Below are 15,954 nucleotides of genomic sequence, written 5' to 3' on the forward strand. Positions count from 1 at the left end.
AGGATGCTCTGAACGGAGGGGATAACATGCTCGGAAGGGTCAATCACATCGCCATCGCCGTGCCGGATCTCGCCGCGGCCACGGCGATCTATCGTGATACTTTGGGCGCGAAAGTATCGCAGGCGCAGGCACTGCCGGAGCATGGCGTGACGGTGGTGTTCGTCGAACTGCCGAACACCAAGGTCGAACTGCTGGAGCCGCTGGGCGAGGCATCGCCGATTGCGGCCTTCCTCGAAAAGGCGCCATCGGGCGGCATGCACCATATCTGCTACGAGGTGGACGATATTTTCGCCGCGCGTGACAGGCTGGTCGCCGGTGGCGCGCGCGTGCTGGGCGACGGAAACCCCAGGACCGGCGCCCACGGCAAGCCGGTGCTTTTCCTGCACCCCAAGGATTTCCTCGGCACTCTGGTCGAGCTCGAACAGGTGTGACAGCGCGCCGCCCGTCTTCCATTTGAACTTCGCGTTCGCCCGGCGTAAAAGGGCGCTGTCGCACGAGGGCCGCCCATGCAATTCGTTTCCTACTTTGCCGTTTATTTCATCGTCTGGTGGATGACGCTTTTCGCCGTCCTGCCGTTCGGACTGCGCACGCAGGCCGAGGCGAACGAGGTGGTGCCCGGCTCCGTGGAAAGCGCGCCGGCGCGCTTTCGCGGCGGTCGCGTGGTCCTGATGACCACCCTTGTCTCGGCGCTGATCTATGGCGGCTGGTATATCCTGTCCGTGCGCTTCGGCTACCGCATCGATTCCCTTCCGCAGCTCTATCCCGACTTCGAATAGCCCTGCCGCATATGTTAACGGCCCGACAAGGGCCGAAGCATTCCATTCCTGTTCGGCGGATATCCAGGAAATCCGTTCCTTTGGCACGTCGCGCGCTTTGGCGTTATACGCATCCTGTAAATGGCGCGGGCAGGCGGAATTTCGAGGATCTGGAAATGAAGGCGCGGAGATGCGCCGGTGAGGCCGAGTGTCGCAGCGTAAGAGGGTGCGCGCCTATGTCCCGTGGACATCGCCGAAAAATTCTGACGTAAAGGAAGGCGTCGGCATGAAGTCAAAAAAAAAACAAGGCTTAAAGCCTTGTTTTACAGGTATCGCGTGATCTCTATCCGTTGTGCGGTGGCAGCGTCTGCGCGCGCCAAAGATCTGATCCTCCCAAGACTTGACCGCGAATTTGGCTGGAATTTGCACTTCCTGCCTGTTTTGTGACCTGAAATTAGCCCAAAGCTTAGGCGTTGTCATCCGGTTTTTTTGCATTTTTGCTACAGTGGAATAAAATTTTTCCATTGACAAGCCGCGCGCAATTTCCGTTATTGATCGCCCCTTTTTTTGCCACATTCCTCCGAGCCGCCAAGAGCGGTGGACAGTGCTTCGCGCCGTCGCGCCCATGAGGCCTGCCGGGTTTCCTTCCTTTCGCGAAGCGTTTATGAACGCGTGAAAATCAACGTCATTTTGCCCGATTCCCCCCATAGGGCGGTTCGGTCAGTTCGGAACCCTTCCTTATGCGTCTTTCCCGCTTCTTCCTGCCCATCCTCAAGGAAAATCCCAAGGAGGCTGAAATCGTCTCCCACCGGCTCATGCTGCGTGCGGGTATGATCAAGCAGCAGTCCCAGGGCATCTACACCTGGCTGCCGCTCGGCAAGCGCGTGCTGGACAAGGTGAACGCGATCATCCGCGAGGAGCAGAACCGTGCCGGCGCCGTCGAGCTTCTGATGCCGACGCTGCAGTCTGCCGAGCTCTGGCAGGAAAGCGGCCGTTACGACGCCTATGGCAAGGAAATGCTGCGCATCAAGGACCGCCAGGAGCGCCCGATGCTCTACGGCCCGACCAACGAGGAGATGATCACGGACGTCTTCCGCTCGTTCGTGAAGTCCTACAAGGACCTGCCGCTCAATCTCTACCATATCCAGCTGAAGTTCCGCGACGAGATCCGCCCGCGTTTCGGCACCATGCGCTCGCGCGAATTCCTGATGAAGGACGCCTATTCCTTCGACCTGAACCGCGAAGGCGCGGTCCACGCCTATAACCGCATGTTCGCCGCCTATCTGCGCACCTTCACGCGCATGGGCCTGCGCGCCATTCCGATGCGTGCCGATACGGGCCCGATCGGCGGCGACCTCAGCCACGAATTCATCATCCTGGCCGATACGGGCGAGTCGGAAGTGTTCTGCCACAAGGACTTCCTGAACCTCGACATTCCCTCGGAAGACACCAACTTCGAGGATGCCGCGGAACTGAAGGCGATCTTCGACAAGTGGACGTCGCGTTATGCGGCCACGTCCGAAATGCATGACGCCGCGGCCTTCGATGCGATCCCGGAGGGCGAGCGCCTGTCCGCCCGCGGCATCGAGGTCGGCCACATCTTCTATTTCGGCACCAAGTATTCCGAAACGATGGGCGCCAAGGTCCAGGGCCCCGACGGCAAGGAACATGCCGTGCATATGGGTTCCTACGGCATCGGCCCGACGCGCCTTGTGCCGGCGATCATCGAAGCTTCGCATGACGAGAACGGCATCATCTGGCCCAAGGCCATCGCGCCCTTCGAGGCCATCGTCATCAACATGAAGTCGGGCGATGCCGCCTGCGACGCCGCCTGCGAGACGATCTACAACGCGCTCCTGAAGGCCGGCATCGACGTTCTCTACGACGACAAGGACGAGCGTGCGGGTGCGAAATTCGCGACCGCCGACCTGATCGGCGCACCGGTCCAGATCATTGCCGGTCCGCGTGGCATCGCCAATGGCGAGGTCGAGATCAAGGATCGCAAGACCGGCGAACGCGAGACGCTGACCATCGAGGCGGCGATCAACCGCCTGACTTCAGGGAATTGATACGGGCAGAGCAGGAACAGAGAATGCGGAAATCGCCCCCTCATCCGGCCCTTTGGGCCACCTTCTCCCCGGCGGGGAGAAGGAAAGAGGAGGTGGCGACATTGTCCTTCTCCCCCACGGGGAGAAGGTGCCGGCAGGCGGATGAGGGGGGCATGCGGCATGCTCCCGGTGTAACAGGGAGACAGCATGGCTGACGCAGCGAGCGGGGCGACAGAGGCCCAGGCCGTCAAGAAGAGCCGCCCGTTCTCCGCTTTCGAGCGGATGGTCGCCTGGCGCTACCTGCGCTCCCGGCGCAAGGAAGCCTTCATCTCGGTCATTGCCGGCTTTTCCTTTATCGGCATCATGCTGGGCGTGGCGACGCTCATCATCGTCATGGCGGTCATGAACGGTTTCCGTACGGAGCTGATCTCCCGCATCCTCGGCATCAACGGCCATATGATCGTTCAGCCCATCGATACGCCGCTGACCAACTACGGCCAGCTGGCCGAGCGGCTTTCGAAAGTGGCCGGCGTCACCATGGCGATCCCGCTCGTCGAGGGCCAGACGCTGGCCTCGGGCACGGCGGGGGCGGGCACCGGCGCGCTGGTGCGCGGCGTGCGTCCCGAAGATCTCGCCAAGATGAAGGCCGTCTCCGATCACATCAAGGAAGGCGATCTCGTCGGCTTCGCCACGGGCGGCGTGGCGATCGGCGCGCGCATGGCCGAGCAGCTCGGTCTCAGCGCGGGCGGGCAGATCACGCTCGTCGCGCCGGACGGCGACGTGACGCCGCTCGGCGTCAACCCACGCGTGAAGACCTATACGGTTTCGGCGATCTTCGAGATCGGCATGTCGGAATACGATGCGTCGATCATCTACATGCCACTCGAGGAAGCGCAGCTCTATTTCAATGCCGAAGGCATCGTGCAGTCGATCGAGTTGTTCGTGTCCAACCCGGATGCGGTCGATGAACTTCGCCAGCCGCTGGAGGCGGCAGCGGAGCGGCAGATCTTCATCACCGACTGGCGCCAGCGCAACAAGACGTTCTTCTCCGCACTCGAGGTCGAGCGCAACGTCATGTTCATGATCCTGACGCTGATCGTGCTGGTCGCGGCGCTCAACATCATTTCCGGCCTGATCATGCTGGTGAAGGACAAGGGCAGCGACATCGCGATCCTGCGCACCATGGGGGCGACGTCGGGCGCCATCATGCGCATCTTCTTCATGACGGGCGCGGCCATCGGTACGGTCGGCACGTTCGCCGGCGTGCTGCTCGGCGTCGTCGTCTGCCTCAACGTCGAATCCATCCGCCAGTTCTTCTCCTGGATATCGGGCACGACGCTGTTCAACCCGGAACTCTACTTCCTGAGCCAGCTGCCTGCCGACATGAATGCCGGCGAGACGGTATCGGTGGTCGTCATGGCGCTGGCGCTGTCGTTCCTCGCGACGATCTTCCCCGCCTGGCGCGCCTCCAAGCTCGATCCCGTCCAGGCCCTTCGGTACGAATAGGAACAGAACGCATGACTGCGCGCGTCGCTTTGGAACTGAAGGGCATCGAACGGCACTATGGCCAGGGCGAAACCACGCTGTCGATCCTGCGCGGCGCCGATTTCACGCTGCGGAGCGGCGAGACGGTCGCGCTCGTCGCCCCGTCCGGCACCGGAAAATCGACTCTGCTGCATATCGCGGGCCTGCTGGAAAAGCCCGATGCCGGCGAGGTCCTCGTCAACGGCCATTCCTGCGCGACCCTCGGTGATGACGAGCGCACGGCCATCCGTCGCGGCGAGATCGGCTTCGTCTACCAGTTCCACCACCTGCTGCCGGAATTTACGGCACTCGAAAACATCATGATGCCGCAGCTCATTTCCGGCCTCACCAAGGCGGAAGCGCGCGAGCGCGCAGCGCAGTTGCTCGATTACATGCGCATCGGCCACCGTGCCGACCATCGGCCCTCGGAGCTTTCCGGCGGCGAGCAGCAGCGCGTGGCGATTGCCCGCGCCGTGGCCAATGCGCCGCTTCTGCTTCTGGCCGACGAGCCCACCGGCAATCTCGACCCGGAAACCGCCGGCTACGTCTTCGAGGCGCTGGAGGCGCTTGCCCGCCAGTCCGGGCTTGCTGCGATGATCGCCACGCACAACCATGAGCTAGCGGGCCTGATGGACCGCCGCGTGACGATCGAAGACGGCCTCGTGCGCGAACTCGCCTGAGGCCGCACCCGGCGTGCGGTGACGCGCGTCAGGATCAGTTGTCGAGGCCGCAGATCGAGCGGCCGATATCGTCCTTCCAATCCTTCAGGAGAACGAACTGCGCCTGGCCGGCCACCGGCCGGCCGCTGCTCTTTCCCTTGCCGGTCAGGACGTTCAGGTCGCATTCCTGCCCGCCGTCGGGGTTCAGCGTGTCGTAGGACGTGAAGGTGTAGCCCGCCACGATGAAATCGAAGTTGCGATAGGCGATGGTGAGCGACTGGCGCCAACGGTCGCGGCCGACGGCTTCGTTCTTCGTCGACAGCGTGAAGGAGCCGTTGGCAAGTGCGGCAAGCTCGGGCTCCTGGCCGAACAGGGTGAGGCTGCCCCAGACGGCGTTGGGCAGCGACAGGGCGACTGTCAGCCGACTTTCGTTCGGTTTGGCCAGATAGACATAGAGCCCGTTGTCGTCGCCGTCGTTTTCCGGGGTCGCGATGACGGCGAGATCCGCGGTTCCGTCCTTGTTCCAGTCGCCACTCGCCATGGCGATGATGCGTTCTGCCGGAAAGTCGGCGGCGATCGCGCCGGCGGGCAGAACGGTCGTGGAAAACAGCAGGGCGGCGGCAAACGACTTCATCTCAATTCTCCGTTGATCGACCAGACCGTATTGCGCTTGGCGGCGGCGGTCCAGAGGGGCTGTGGAAAACTGTTGACATGAGAACAAGAGTGGAACAAAATAAAAACATAAAAGGAAAGGGAGACACCAATGACCGACTTTCTTCGCGATCTCGCAGCCTTCACCACCATGGCAATGTTCGTCGCCAGCTTCTCCGTCATTCTCTTCGGCATCTGACATTTTCGCCGCATCCGTCAACGGAATGCGCCTTGCCGCGTGGATATCGGGTGCAAGGGCAAGAACCGTCTGGACGAGGCGGGTGCGAATCCGCTTAAGCTTCCTGCCTGATTGAAAGGACGAAGCAGATGGCGGAAGCGGCACCGGGCTCAGACAGCGAGAAGATCGCGGAAACGCCGCAATTCGTGCATCTGCGCGTGCATTCGGCGTTCTCGCTGCTCGAGGGCGCCTTGCCGATCAAGAAGATCATCGGCAAGGCGGTGTCCGACCAGCAGCCGGCCATCGCCATCACCGACACGAACAATCTATTCGCCGCGCTCGAGTTTTCGCAGAAGGCGATCGGCGACGGGATCCAGCCGCTGATCGGCTGCCAGCTGTCGATCGACATGGAAGACGAAGGCGAGGGGGAGCGGCGCGGCTCGCAGGCGCAGCTCGTCAAGCTGCCGTCGATCGTGCTGTTGGCGGCAACCGATGCCGGTTATGTGCGCCTGGTGGAGCTTGTCAGCCGCGCCTATCTCGGCGGCGAGAGCGGTCAGTCGGTTCGCATCGCGAGAAGCTGGCTGGAGGAGGGCACGGAGGGGCTGATCGCGCTGACCGGTGCCCTCGGCGGCCCGGTCGACATGGCGTATCTCGCCGGCCAGCCGGCCGTCGCCAAGGCGCGGCTCAAGGCGCTGAAGGCGGCCTTCGGCGACCGCCTCTATATCGAGTTGCAGCGCCACGGCCGTTACGACCGCCAGCACGAGCGGCGCATGGTCGAACTCGCCTATGCCGAGGATTTGCCGTTGGTCGCGACCAACGAGCCCTTCTTCCCCGCGCCGGATGATTACGACGCGCATGACGCGCTGATGGCGGTCGCGCACAATGCGATGGTGTCGGATGACAACCGGTTCCGCCTGTCGCCCGATCACTACCTCAAGAGCCGCAAGGACATGGCGGCGCTGTTTGCCGATCTGCCGGAGGCCTTGGAGAACACGGTCGAGATCGCGCAGCGCTGTTCCTTCGTTCTGAAGACGCGCGGCCCGATCCTGCCGCGCTTCACCGGCGCCACGGATGATCCGGAAGAGGCCGAGCGGGCCGAATCGGCAGAGCTGCGCCGGCAATCGGTGGAAGGCCTTGAAAGCCGCATGGCCCTTCTGGGACTGTCGCCGGGTTACACCGAGCAGGATTACCGCGAGCGGCTGGATTTCGAACTCAGCGTCATCGAGCGCATGAAGTTCCCCGGCTACTTCCTCATCGTTGCCGACTTCATCAAATGGGCCAAGCAGCACAACATTCCCGTCGGGCCGGGCCGTGGTTCGGGCGCGGGCTCGCTGGTGGCCTATGCGCTCACCATCACCGACGTCGATCCGCTGCGTTTCTCGCTGCTCTTCGAGCGCTTCCTCAATCCGGAACGCGTCTCGATGCCCGACTTCGACATCGACTTCTGCCAGGACCGCCGCGAAGAGGTGATCCGCTACGTGCAGCAGAAATACGGCCGCGAGCAGGTGGCGCAGATCATCACCTTCGGTTCGCTGCAGGCCCGCGCCGCGCTGCGCGACGTCGGCCGCGTGCTGGAAATGCCCTATGGTCAGGTCGACAAGATCTGCAAGCTCGTGCCGAACAACCCGGCCAACCCGACGCCGCTCTACAAGGCGATCGAGGAGGAGCCCAAGCTGCAGGAGGAGGCGGAGAAGGAGCCGGTCGTCGCGCGCCTGCTCGACATCGCCCAGAAGATCGAGGGCCTCTACCGGCACGCCTCCACGCACGCCGCCGGCATCGTGATCGGCGATCGGCCGCTGTCGCAGCTCGTGCCGATGTACCGCGACCCGCGTTCCGACATGCCCGTCACCCAGTTCAACATGAAGTGGGTGGAGCAGGCGGGCCTCGTGAAGTTCGACTTCCTCGGCCTGAAGACGCTGACCGTCCTGAAAACCGCCGTCGACTTCATTCGCAAGCGCGGCATCGAGGTCAAGCTCGAAAGCCTGCCGCTCGACGACCAGCTGACCTACGAAATGCTCTCGCGCGGCGAAACGGTCGGCGTGTTCCAGGTGGAAAGTGCCGGCATGCGCAAGGCGCTGATCGGCATGCGGCCCGACTGCATCGAGGACATCATCGCGCTCGTCGCGCTCTATCGCCCGGGCCCGATGGAAAACATCCCGGTCTACAATGCGCGCAAGCACGGCGAAGAGGAGATCGAGTCGATCCATCCGATGATCGACCACCTGCTCAAGGAGACCCAGGGCGTCATCGTCTACCAGGAGCAGGTGATGCAGATCGCCCAGGTGCTCTCGGGCTATTCGCTCGGCGAGGCCGACCTGCTGCGCCGCGCCATGGGCAAGAAGATCAAGGAGGAGATGGACAAGCAGCGCGCCCGTTTCGTCGAGGGCGCGGTCAGGAACGGCGTGTCCAAGCCGCAGGCCGACCTGATCTTCGACCTGCTCGCCAAGTTCGCCAATTACGGTTTCAACAAGTCGCACGCCGCAGCCTACGCCATCGTCTCCTACCAGACGGCCTATCTGAAGGCGCATTACCCGGTCGAGTTCCTCGCCGCGTCGATGACCTACGATATGTCCAACACCGACAAGCTGAACGATTTCCGGCAGGATGCCGGGCGCCTCGGCATCGCGGTCATTCCGCCGTCGGTCCAGACGTCCTTTGCGCATTTCGAAACGGGTGAGAACCGCATCTATTATGCGCTCGCCGCCATCAAGGGTGTCGGCGAGGCCGCCGTGCAGCACATCGTCGAGGTGCGCGGCACGACGCCGTTCAAGAGCCTGGAGGATTTCTGCACCCGCATCGATCCGAAATTCGTCAACCGCCGCGTCTTCGAAAGCCTCATCATCGCCGGCGCCTTCGATTGCTTCGGCCATGACCGGGCGGCCATGATCGCCGGCCTGGACCGGCTGCTCGGCGCAGCCCAGCGCGCCCAGGAGAACAAGACGAGCGGGCAGGGCGATATTTTCGGCATGGGGGCCGCGACGGGACCCGAGGTCATCACGCTGCCGGCCTACACGCCATGGCTTGCCTCGGAAAAGCTGCACCGCGAGTTCCAGGTGCTCGGCTTCTATCTTTCGGCCCACCCGCTCGATACCTATGCACCCATCCTGTCGAAGATGCGCGTACAGACCTACGGCGACTTCTCCGTCGCGGTAAAGCGCGGCGCGACGGCCGGCCGCCTTGCCGGCACCGTCACATCCAAGCAGGAGCGCAAGACGCGCACCGGCAACAAGATGGGCATCGTCGCCTTCTCGGATTCCTCCGGCCAGTTCGAGGCCGTGCTGTTTTCCGAAATGCTGAACCAGTATCGCGATCTGCTGGAGCCCGGTAAATCGCTGGTCATGACGGTCCAGGCGGAGGAGCGGCCGGAAGGCATCGGCCTGCGCATCCAGACGCTGCGTTCGCTGGAGGAGGAAGCGTTGCAGACGCAGAAGGCGCTGCGCGTCTATGTGCGTGATTCCGGTCCGCTACGGTCCATCGCCGCCCATCTCAACACCAAGGGCGACGGCCTCGTGTCCTTCATCGTCATCAAGGACAACGGCCAGCGCGAAATCGAGGTCGAACTCAACGAGCGCTTCCGCATCTCCCCCGAAATCGCAGCCGCCCTGCGCTCGGCGCCGGGCGTGCTTGATGTGGAGTTGGTCTAGGCGGTCGCGTTGCGCTGCCGCCCGGGCCGTCCGAAAAGACGGTTTGCGATCTTGATCTTCAGGGCGTCGTTTGCCAATTCCTGACCTGTAACCATCAACAGGGAACCGGAGGAAACGGATGCGATTGCGCGCTGCCCTTGTGTATTGCCTCTTCGCCGTCCTCAGCCTTCCGTCTATTGCCATGGCAGAACGCGAGACGATCACCATCGAAAAGCAGGCCGCACCGGCCGACGATGAGCAGCTTCGCCAGCGGGTCGCGCTGATGCGCAGCCGCGTCGACGACGAGAACGTGCAGTTCAGCGGCACCGACGCGGTGGATGAGCTGAAGGTCTTGCGCAGCTATGTCGGCAAGCGGCAGGATTTGATCGACGAACGCCGCGACATCCTGTCGATGATCGGTCTCGTCACGAGCCGCTCTTCTGTCGTTCCGTTTGAAGACGGGATAGATGCCCTGGCGGAGCTCATGACACTGGCGGACAGCGACAGCCGCCCGCTCGGGCGCCAGCTTCAAGACCGCTATCTCTATGCCGAAATGCTCGGTGGTTACGCGAAGATCCCCGGCAACAGCGCCAGCCACGCGCTGTCCGCCGAGCAATATGGCAAGGCGGCACTGATCGCCGACCGTTACGACGGCTACAGCGACGACCAGCGTGCCGGTGTGCGCCAGAAGCAGGCCTATCAGCTGCACGAGGCGAAGCTCTACGAGCAGGCCTACACGCTAAATCTCGATGTGCTCGCCCGCGGCGAGAAGATATTTGGCAAAAGTCACCCCAACCTGACGACCGTGCTGACCAATCTGGCGCAGAACCTGCACGCGATGGGCCGAAAGCAGGAGGCCGAGCCGTATCTGGAACGTGTGCTGGCGATCGCCGAGGCGGATAACGACCTCGATACCGTGCAGGACCTGCTGTTCCAGCGCGGCGTGCTTGCCTACGAGCTGGGGCGGAAGGAGGACGCCAAGGCCTTCATGCTGACCCGGATCGAGCGTCTGCGCGCGGCCGGCGACGAAGGCCAGCTGGCGACGGCGCAGGAGGATTACGACGAGCTGCTGCGCCGCCTTGGCGAGTGAACACGCAAAGCAAAAGGCCATCCGCCGGATGCCGGGTGGCCTTAGTTGACATCGTCGCGGAGGGTCAGTTGATGACCGTCACCGACGACTTTTTCTTTTTCGATTTCCTGCTGCCCTGCGTGACGGACGCGTCGGCCTTCTGCACCTTGCGTGTGATGGTGATGAAGTCCGTCCCGTCGCCGGTTTCCGGGCCAAGCCCCGTGTCGGAAATGGACAGCGACGCGCCTTCGCCCATCAGGCCGGAAATACGGTTGCGCATGTCCTCGGGGATATCCAGCCGGTCCAGCGTGCGGGCGATCGCGTCCGGCGCGCTCGCGTCCGCCTCGGTGGTGATTCCGAGCCGCTTCAGGGCCGATTTCGGCAACTGGTTGTCCATGCTCACGCCGTACCATTCGGCTGTGCCCTTGTCGGCATCGACGGCGCGCGCGAGCAGGAAATGCGTGCCCAATGCGACGTCCGGCTGGCGGATGGTGATCGCCTCCTCGACGAGCGGCTTGAACTTCTGCCGCACGAGGATCTGGCCGTTCGGCGGTGCACCCTTGCCGGCCTTGGCATAGACGGCGGCAACGAGCTCAGGCGTCACCATGCCGTCCTCCTTCAATCCCTCCGCCAGCTGGAAGGCGCGGATCGCCGTGATCGTCTGCTTGCCGTGGCGGCCGTCCGGCGCGCCGGCGTCGTAACCCAGCGTGTTGAGCAGCGTTTGCAGGTCGAGCAGCGCTTCGCGCTCGCCGCGGCGGGTGATCAGGATACGGATCGGGTCCTGCTCGGTCCTGACGACGACGGGTTCGACCGCCGACGGCTTGGGCTCGGTCATCGCGACCTCGACACTCTTGTCGCCGGCCTCGATCAGCGCGGGCCGCAGGCCGGCATCGGAAAGCAGGGGCGTATCCGGCACGACAATCGAGGGCTTGAAGAGGGCGGCATGAACCACGCGTTGCGGCGCGACGTCCCGGTCGGAGATCAGGACATGCCCGCCGCGACGGGTGGCGGAAAACAGCGTCTTGGCGAAATCGTTGGGCAGGCGCACGCAGCCGTGCGAAGCCGGGTAGGAGGGCACGCTGTTGGAGGCGTGCAGCGCGATACCCGACCAGGTCAGCCGCTGCATGAAGGGCATCGGTGCGCTGTCATAGATATTGGAAAAGTGCGTGCGCTTCTTTTCGAGAATGGAGAAGATGCCCGTCGGCGTCGAGTGGCCGGCCTTGCCGGTGGAAACGCGCGAGGTCGCCACGACCACGCCGCCATCGTAGATCTTCAATTCCTGGAGATCCTTGGACACCACGATCTGGAGCGGCCCTTCGAGCGTGCCGCCAAGGGCGCTCGTGCAACTCAGCATCAGACCCAGAATGCTCATGCCAGCGGCAAGACGAAACTTCATGTAACCCACCCGTACGCAATACAAACCGGGGATAATCCTAGTGCATCCGGTTTAAGGAACACTTGATGCACCGTTCCGATGTCCCCTGCCGTGCCATCCCGATACATAGGAAAACGCCGGTTTGCCGGGATTTATTCGCTCGGGTCGTCGAATTTCCCCACGGCTTTCAGGCTCACTTTTCCGTGAGTTCGCTCGGGGCCGGAGCGGCCGAACGTGTAGCCGGTCTCCACGCTTGCCTTGCCGAACTTGTCGCGCAGCGTGTTCATCGCTGCTTCCGCCGCGGCGCGGCGGCTAGCGGCGGGATCGACCAGGTCGGGCGGGTCGGCGCGGCCGGAATCGGTGAGGTCGCTGACGCCGATGCCGATGAGCCGGTACTTCGTGCCGTCGGCTTCCTTGCGCAGGAGCTCCATGCCGGTGCGGAAGATCCGGTCGGCCAGCATGGTGGGGTCCTCGAGCTTGCGGTTGCGTGTCCGGCTCTTGAAATCGGCGCTCTTGAGCTTCAGCACCACCGTATGGCCGGCGATCTGCGACTTGCGCAGGCGGCTCGCGACCTTTTCGCTGAGCTGGCGCAGATGGGCGACAAGATCGTCATAGCGCCAGATATCGTCGAAGAAGGTGGTTTCCGCCGATACGCTCTTGGCCGCTTCATTGGCGTGGACCTCGCGGTCGTCCTGCCCGCGGGAGAGGTTGAAGAGGCGCTTGCCCATGATGCCGTAGCGCCGCATCAGGTCCGTCTCCTCCATGGTCTGGAGCTGGCCGACCGTGCGGATACCGTCGCTCTCCAGCGTCTGCGCGAAGGCCTTGCCGACACCCCAGATGATGCGAACCGGCTTGTCCTTGAGGAAGGCGAGCGCCTCCGCCTCGCCGATGACGGAGAAGCCGCGCGGCTTGTTGAGGTCGGAGGCGACCTTGGCGAGGAACTTGCAATAGGACAGGCCGATGGAGATGGTGATGCCCACCTCCTTCTCGACCCGCTGTGCGAAGCGGGCGAGCACACGGGCAGGCGTGTCGTGATGCAGCCGCTCGGTGCCTTTCAGCTCCAGGAAGGCCTCGTCGATCGACAGCGGCTGCACCAGCGGCGTCAGTTCCTGCATCATGGTGCGTATCTGCCGGCCGACGCGCGCATACTTCTCCATGTCGGGCCGGATCACCACCGCGTCCGGGCAGGCTTCCAGCGCCTTGAACATCGGCATGGCCGAGCGCACGCCGTGGATGCGCGCAACATAACAGGCGGTGGACACCACGCCGCGCTTGCCGCCCCCAATGATGACCGGTCTGTCGGCCAGGTCGGGATTGTCGCGCTTCTCGATCGCCGCATAGAAGGCATCGCAGTCGATATGGGCCAGCGTCAGGTCGTCGAGTTCGGGGTGGTAGACAAGGCGCGGGCTGCCGCAGGCACGACAGCGGCGCAGGTCCGCAGCCTGCCCGGAGAGGCAGTCGCGACAGAAACCCGGAAATCGCGTGGCAGCGGAGCGCATGTCAGGAACAAAAGTTGAACATCGCGACATTACCGCGTAAGTTCATGAGTCTCAAGACGGGCTGTCGCCTGACGTCGCGCAGTGCACAGGCACGGCGGGTGTCGTTGCCGGTTCAAAAATCGATGTCGCCGTGCGGCCCCGACAAGACCGCATGGGCCGCCACAACGGTTTCCGGCCGCGTGCCGGTTGCCGCGCAGAAGTCGAGAAGGGTGGGCTCATGCGCCATCAGGAAATCGACGAGGCCGGCGCGAAAGCCGGGATCGTCCATCGCATGGCGCACGTCCGATGGCAGGACGCCCGTCAGCGAAAGGAAACGCGAAAGCAGTTCCGGCTCGCCGGCGAGCCAGCCGAGGATGGCGATGGCGGTCGCTTCGGCGCTCTCTACCGCCGCTGTCTCTTTCTGGCTCTTCATCGTTTTTCCTTGGGAAATTTACCTTTTAATCAACCAAGTGCCGCTAAAGTGAATGCGGTCCGGCTGGCTGAATTCGGCTCCGCCGCAACTTATCTATCTACCGGAAGGTTGCAAGGCCGGTCAGAGGAACAGGGACGCACGATGCCCAAACAGGTCATGATTGTCGAGGACAACGAGCTGAATATGAAGCTCTTCCGGGACCTTATCGAGGCGTCCGGTTATACGACCATTCAGACGCGCAACGGCATGGAAGCCCTTGATCTGGCGCGCAAGCACCGCCCGGACCTGATCCTGATGGACATCCAGCTTCCGGAAGTTTCGGGGCTTGAGGTCACCAAATGGCTGAAAGAGGACGACGAGCTTCACGTCATTCCCGTCATCGCCGTTACCGCATTCGCGATGAAGGGGGACGAGGAGCGCATTCGCCAGGGCGGCTGCGAGGCCTATGTCTCCAAGCCCATTTCCGTGCCGAAGTTCATCGAAACCATCAAGACCTATCTCGGCGACGCCTGAGCGAGGGGCCGCAGAATGACCGCACGCATCCTCGTCGTCGACGACATCCCCGCAAACGTGAAGCTGCTCGAAGCGCGGCTTCTTGCTGAATATTTTGATGTCCTGACGGCCGAGAACGGTTACGACGCGCTGTCGATCTGCGAGCGCACCCAGGTCGATCTGATCCTGCTCGACATCATGATGCCGGGCATCGACGGTTTCGAGGTCTGCGAGCGGCTGAAGGCCAATCCGCGGACCGCGCATATTCCCGTCGTCATGGTCACGGCGCTCGACCAGCCGTCCGACCGCGTGCGCGGCCTGAAAGCCGGCGCAGACGATTTCCTGACCAAGCCGGTCAACGACCTGCAGCTCATGTCGCGCGTCAAGAGCCTCGTTCGCCTCAAGATGCTGACGGACGAACTGCGCCTGCGTGCGGCCACGGCCCGCGCCATCTCGCTGGAGGACGGGCTGGAAACCGGCCTGGGCGACGAGCCCGGCGACATCCTGCTCGTCGACGGACGCGGCAGTTCGCAGGACCGCATCGCACGCGCCTTGAAGCCGATCGCCGAGGTCACCTGCATGTCCGATCCGCAGGCGGCGGTCTTCCAGGCGGCGGAGAGCAATTTCGAACTCGTCATCGTCAACGCCAATTTCGAGGATTACGATCCACTGCGCCTCTGCTCGCAGCTGCGTTCGCTCGAGCGCACGCGCTTCCTGCCGATCCTGCTGATCGCCGAGCAGGGCGATGACGACCTGATCGTGCGCGCGCTCGATCTGGGCGTGACGGATTACATCATGCGGCCGATCGATCCCAACGAGCTGATCGCCCGCAGCCTCACGCAGATCCGCCGCAAGCGCTGCAACGACCGCCTGCGCGCCAGCGTGCGCCAGACGATCGAGCTTGCCGTCACGGACGGGCTGACCGGGCTGCACAACCGTCGTTATCTCGACAACCATCTCAAGCTTCTGATCGACCGTGCCGCCGCACGGGGCAGGGCGCTCGCCGTCTGCATTACCGACATCGATCGCTTCAAGCTCGTCAATGACACCTATGGCCATGACGCCGGCGATGTTGTGCTCAGGGAATTTGCAAGCCGCGTCCGTTCGGCCGTGCGCGGCGCCGATCTCGCCTGCCGCTATGGCGGCGAAGAATTCGTGCTCGTCATGCCCGACACGACACCGGACATGGCGGCCGGCGTTGCCGAACGGCTGCGCGCAATCGTCGAGTCCGAGCCGTTCCGCATCCCGGGCACGGATGTCGCTCTTTCGGTGACGGCATCTCTCGGCATCGCCGCCATGCTGCCCGGTGGTGACACCCCGGATGCGCTGCTGAAACGTGCCGACAACGCGCTCTATGAGGCCAAGCGTTCCGGCCGTAACCGGGTCGTCGCCGCGGCGGCCTGAACGCACCGCGACCTTTGTCCACAGCCATCTCGGCGCCGCCGGCCGGATGGACTTTTTATACCGGCTGCCAAAAATTAAGAAGCCGGCTCACGACCCGGGAACGAATTGCGGAAGCGTCTTCCGCTGTAGTGAAATCTGGCTATAGCGCCGTGGTTTCATTTTGCCGAAATTTATCAATATCTTGTCGATTGTGCAATCGGACCGTGCATGCGGCTTCTGATGCGTTCGGCTTTTGTCCTGTTCACCACTTGGTTGCAACGGCACC

The 15,954-nt window shown here is 63.3% G+C and carries 15 protein-coding genes; 9 read left to right on the forward strand and 6 right to left on the reverse strand.

What is annotated here, in order from left to right; all coding sequences use genetic code 11:
• Positions 1-26 precede the first annotated feature (26 nt).
• On the forward strand, positions 27-431 hold the full coding sequence (gene mce, locus B5M41_RS21145) for a methylmalonyl-CoA epimerase (protein WP_134650734.1): 405 nt from the start codon (positions 27-29) through the stop codon (positions 429-431).
• A 75-nt stretch (positions 432-506) separates the two neighbouring features.
• On the forward strand, positions 507-776 hold the full coding sequence (locus tag B5M41_RS21150; RefSeq protein WP_134650733.1) for a DUF1467 family protein: 270 nt from the start codon (positions 507-509) through the stop codon (positions 774-776).
• A 213-nt stretch (positions 777-989) separates the two neighbouring features.
• Here B5M41_RS21150 and B5M41_RS21155 read toward each other — a convergent pair whose 3' ends face one another.
• A complete protein-coding gene (locus B5M41_RS21155) occupies positions 990-1,382 on the reverse strand; it encodes a hypothetical protein (RefSeq protein ID WP_134650732.1) in 393 nt (130 codons plus the stop codon).
• A gap of 113 nt (positions 1,383-1,495) precedes the next feature.
• Between B5M41_RS21155 and proS the strand changes: the two genes are divergently transcribed.
• The 3 genes from proS (at position 1,496) to B5M41_RS21170 (ending at position 5,007) form a co-directional block, all read left to right on the forward strand.
• On the forward strand, positions 1,496-2,824 hold the full coding sequence (gene proS, locus B5M41_RS21160; protein ID WP_134650731.1) for a proline--tRNA ligase: 1,329 nt from the start codon (positions 1,496-1,498) through the stop codon (positions 2,822-2,824).
• A 186-nt stretch (positions 2,825-3,010) separates the two neighbouring features.
• Complete coding sequence (locus tag B5M41_RS21165; RefSeq protein WP_134650730.1) at positions 3,011-4,309, forward strand: lipoprotein-releasing ABC transporter permease subunit; 1,299 nt, start codon at positions 3,011-3,013, stop codon at positions 4,307-4,309.
• Between the two features lie 11 nt (positions 4,310-4,320).
• A complete protein-coding gene (locus tag B5M41_RS21170; RefSeq protein WP_134650729.1) occupies positions 4,321-5,007 on the forward strand; it encodes an ABC transporter ATP-binding protein in 687 nt (228 codons plus the stop codon).
• Positions 5,008-5,041: 34 nt separating this feature from the next.
• Here the strand turns inward: B5M41_RS21170 and B5M41_RS21175 are convergent, their stop codons facing one another.
• On the reverse strand, positions 5,042-5,620 hold the full coding sequence (locus tag B5M41_RS21175) for an FG-GAP repeat protein (protein ID WP_134650728.1): 579 nt from the start codon (positions 5,618-5,620) through the stop codon (positions 5,042-5,044).
• Positions 5,617-5,820 carry a hypothetical protein gene (locus B5M41_RS21180; RefSeq protein ID WP_134650727.1) on the reverse strand — a complete coding sequence of 68 codons (204 nt, stop codon included), beginning with the start codon at positions 5,818-5,820 and terminating at the stop codon, positions 5,617-5,619. Before B5M41_RS21180 ends, B5M41_RS21175 begins: the two co-directional genes overlap by 4 nt.
• A gap of 144 nt (positions 5,821-5,964) precedes the next feature.
• Here B5M41_RS21180 and dnaE point away from each other — a divergent pair, with 144 nt between their 5' ends.
• Both dnaE and B5M41_RS21190 read left to right on the forward strand, forming a co-directional pair.
• Positions 5,965-9,459, forward strand: a complete 3,495-nt coding sequence (dnaE, locus tag B5M41_RS21185) for a DNA polymerase III subunit alpha (RefSeq protein WP_134650726.1) — start codon at positions 5,965-5,967, stop codon at positions 9,457-9,459.
• A 124-nt stretch (positions 9,460-9,583) separates the two neighbouring features.
• Complete coding sequence (locus tag B5M41_RS21190; protein ID WP_230640269.1) at positions 9,584-10,528, forward strand: tetratricopeptide repeat protein; 945 nt, start codon at positions 9,584-9,586, stop codon at positions 10,526-10,528.
• A gap of 64 nt (positions 10,529-10,592) precedes the next feature.
• Here B5M41_RS21190 and B5M41_RS21195 read toward each other — a convergent pair whose 3' ends face one another.
• The 3 genes from B5M41_RS21195 to B5M41_RS21205 all read right to left on the reverse strand — a co-directional run bounded on the left by B5M41_RS21195 (position 10,593) and on the right by B5M41_RS21205 (position 13,793).
• On the reverse strand, positions 10,593-11,903 hold the full coding sequence (locus B5M41_RS21195) for a L,D-transpeptidase family protein (protein WP_134650724.1): 1,311 nt from the start codon (positions 11,901-11,903) through the stop codon (positions 10,593-10,595).
• Between the two features lie 131 nt (positions 11,904-12,034).
• A complete protein-coding gene (locus B5M41_RS21200) occupies positions 12,035-13,381 on the reverse strand; it encodes a DNA polymerase IV (RefSeq protein WP_461675961.1) in 1,347 nt (448 codons plus the stop codon).
• A gap of 112 nt (positions 13,382-13,493) precedes the next feature.
• Complete coding sequence (locus B5M41_RS21205; protein ID WP_134650722.1) at positions 13,494-13,793, reverse strand: DUF3572 domain-containing protein; 300 nt, start codon at positions 13,791-13,793, stop codon at positions 13,494-13,496.
• A gap of 141 nt (positions 13,794-13,934) precedes the next feature.
• On the opposite strand from B5M41_RS21205, the gene B5M41_RS21210 reads away from it, so the two are divergent.
• Both B5M41_RS21210 and B5M41_RS21215 read left to right on the forward strand, forming a co-directional pair.
• Positions 13,935-14,306 (forward strand): response regulator, encoded by a 372-nt coding sequence (locus tag B5M41_RS21210; protein WP_003547430.1) that lies wholly within the window; start codon positions 13,935-13,937, stop codon positions 14,304-14,306.
• Between the two features lie 15 nt (positions 14,307-14,321).
• Complete coding sequence (locus B5M41_RS21215; RefSeq protein ID WP_134650721.1) at positions 14,322-15,689, forward strand: PleD family two-component system response regulator; 1,368 nt, start codon at positions 14,322-14,324, stop codon at positions 15,687-15,689.
• Positions 15,690-15,954 lie beyond the last annotated feature (265 nt).

Origin of the sequence: Shinella sumterensis (genome assembly GCF_004514425.2) — a bacterium.
GTDB lineage: Bacteria > Pseudomonadota > Alphaproteobacteria > Rhizobiales > Rhizobiaceae > Shinella > Shinella sumterensis.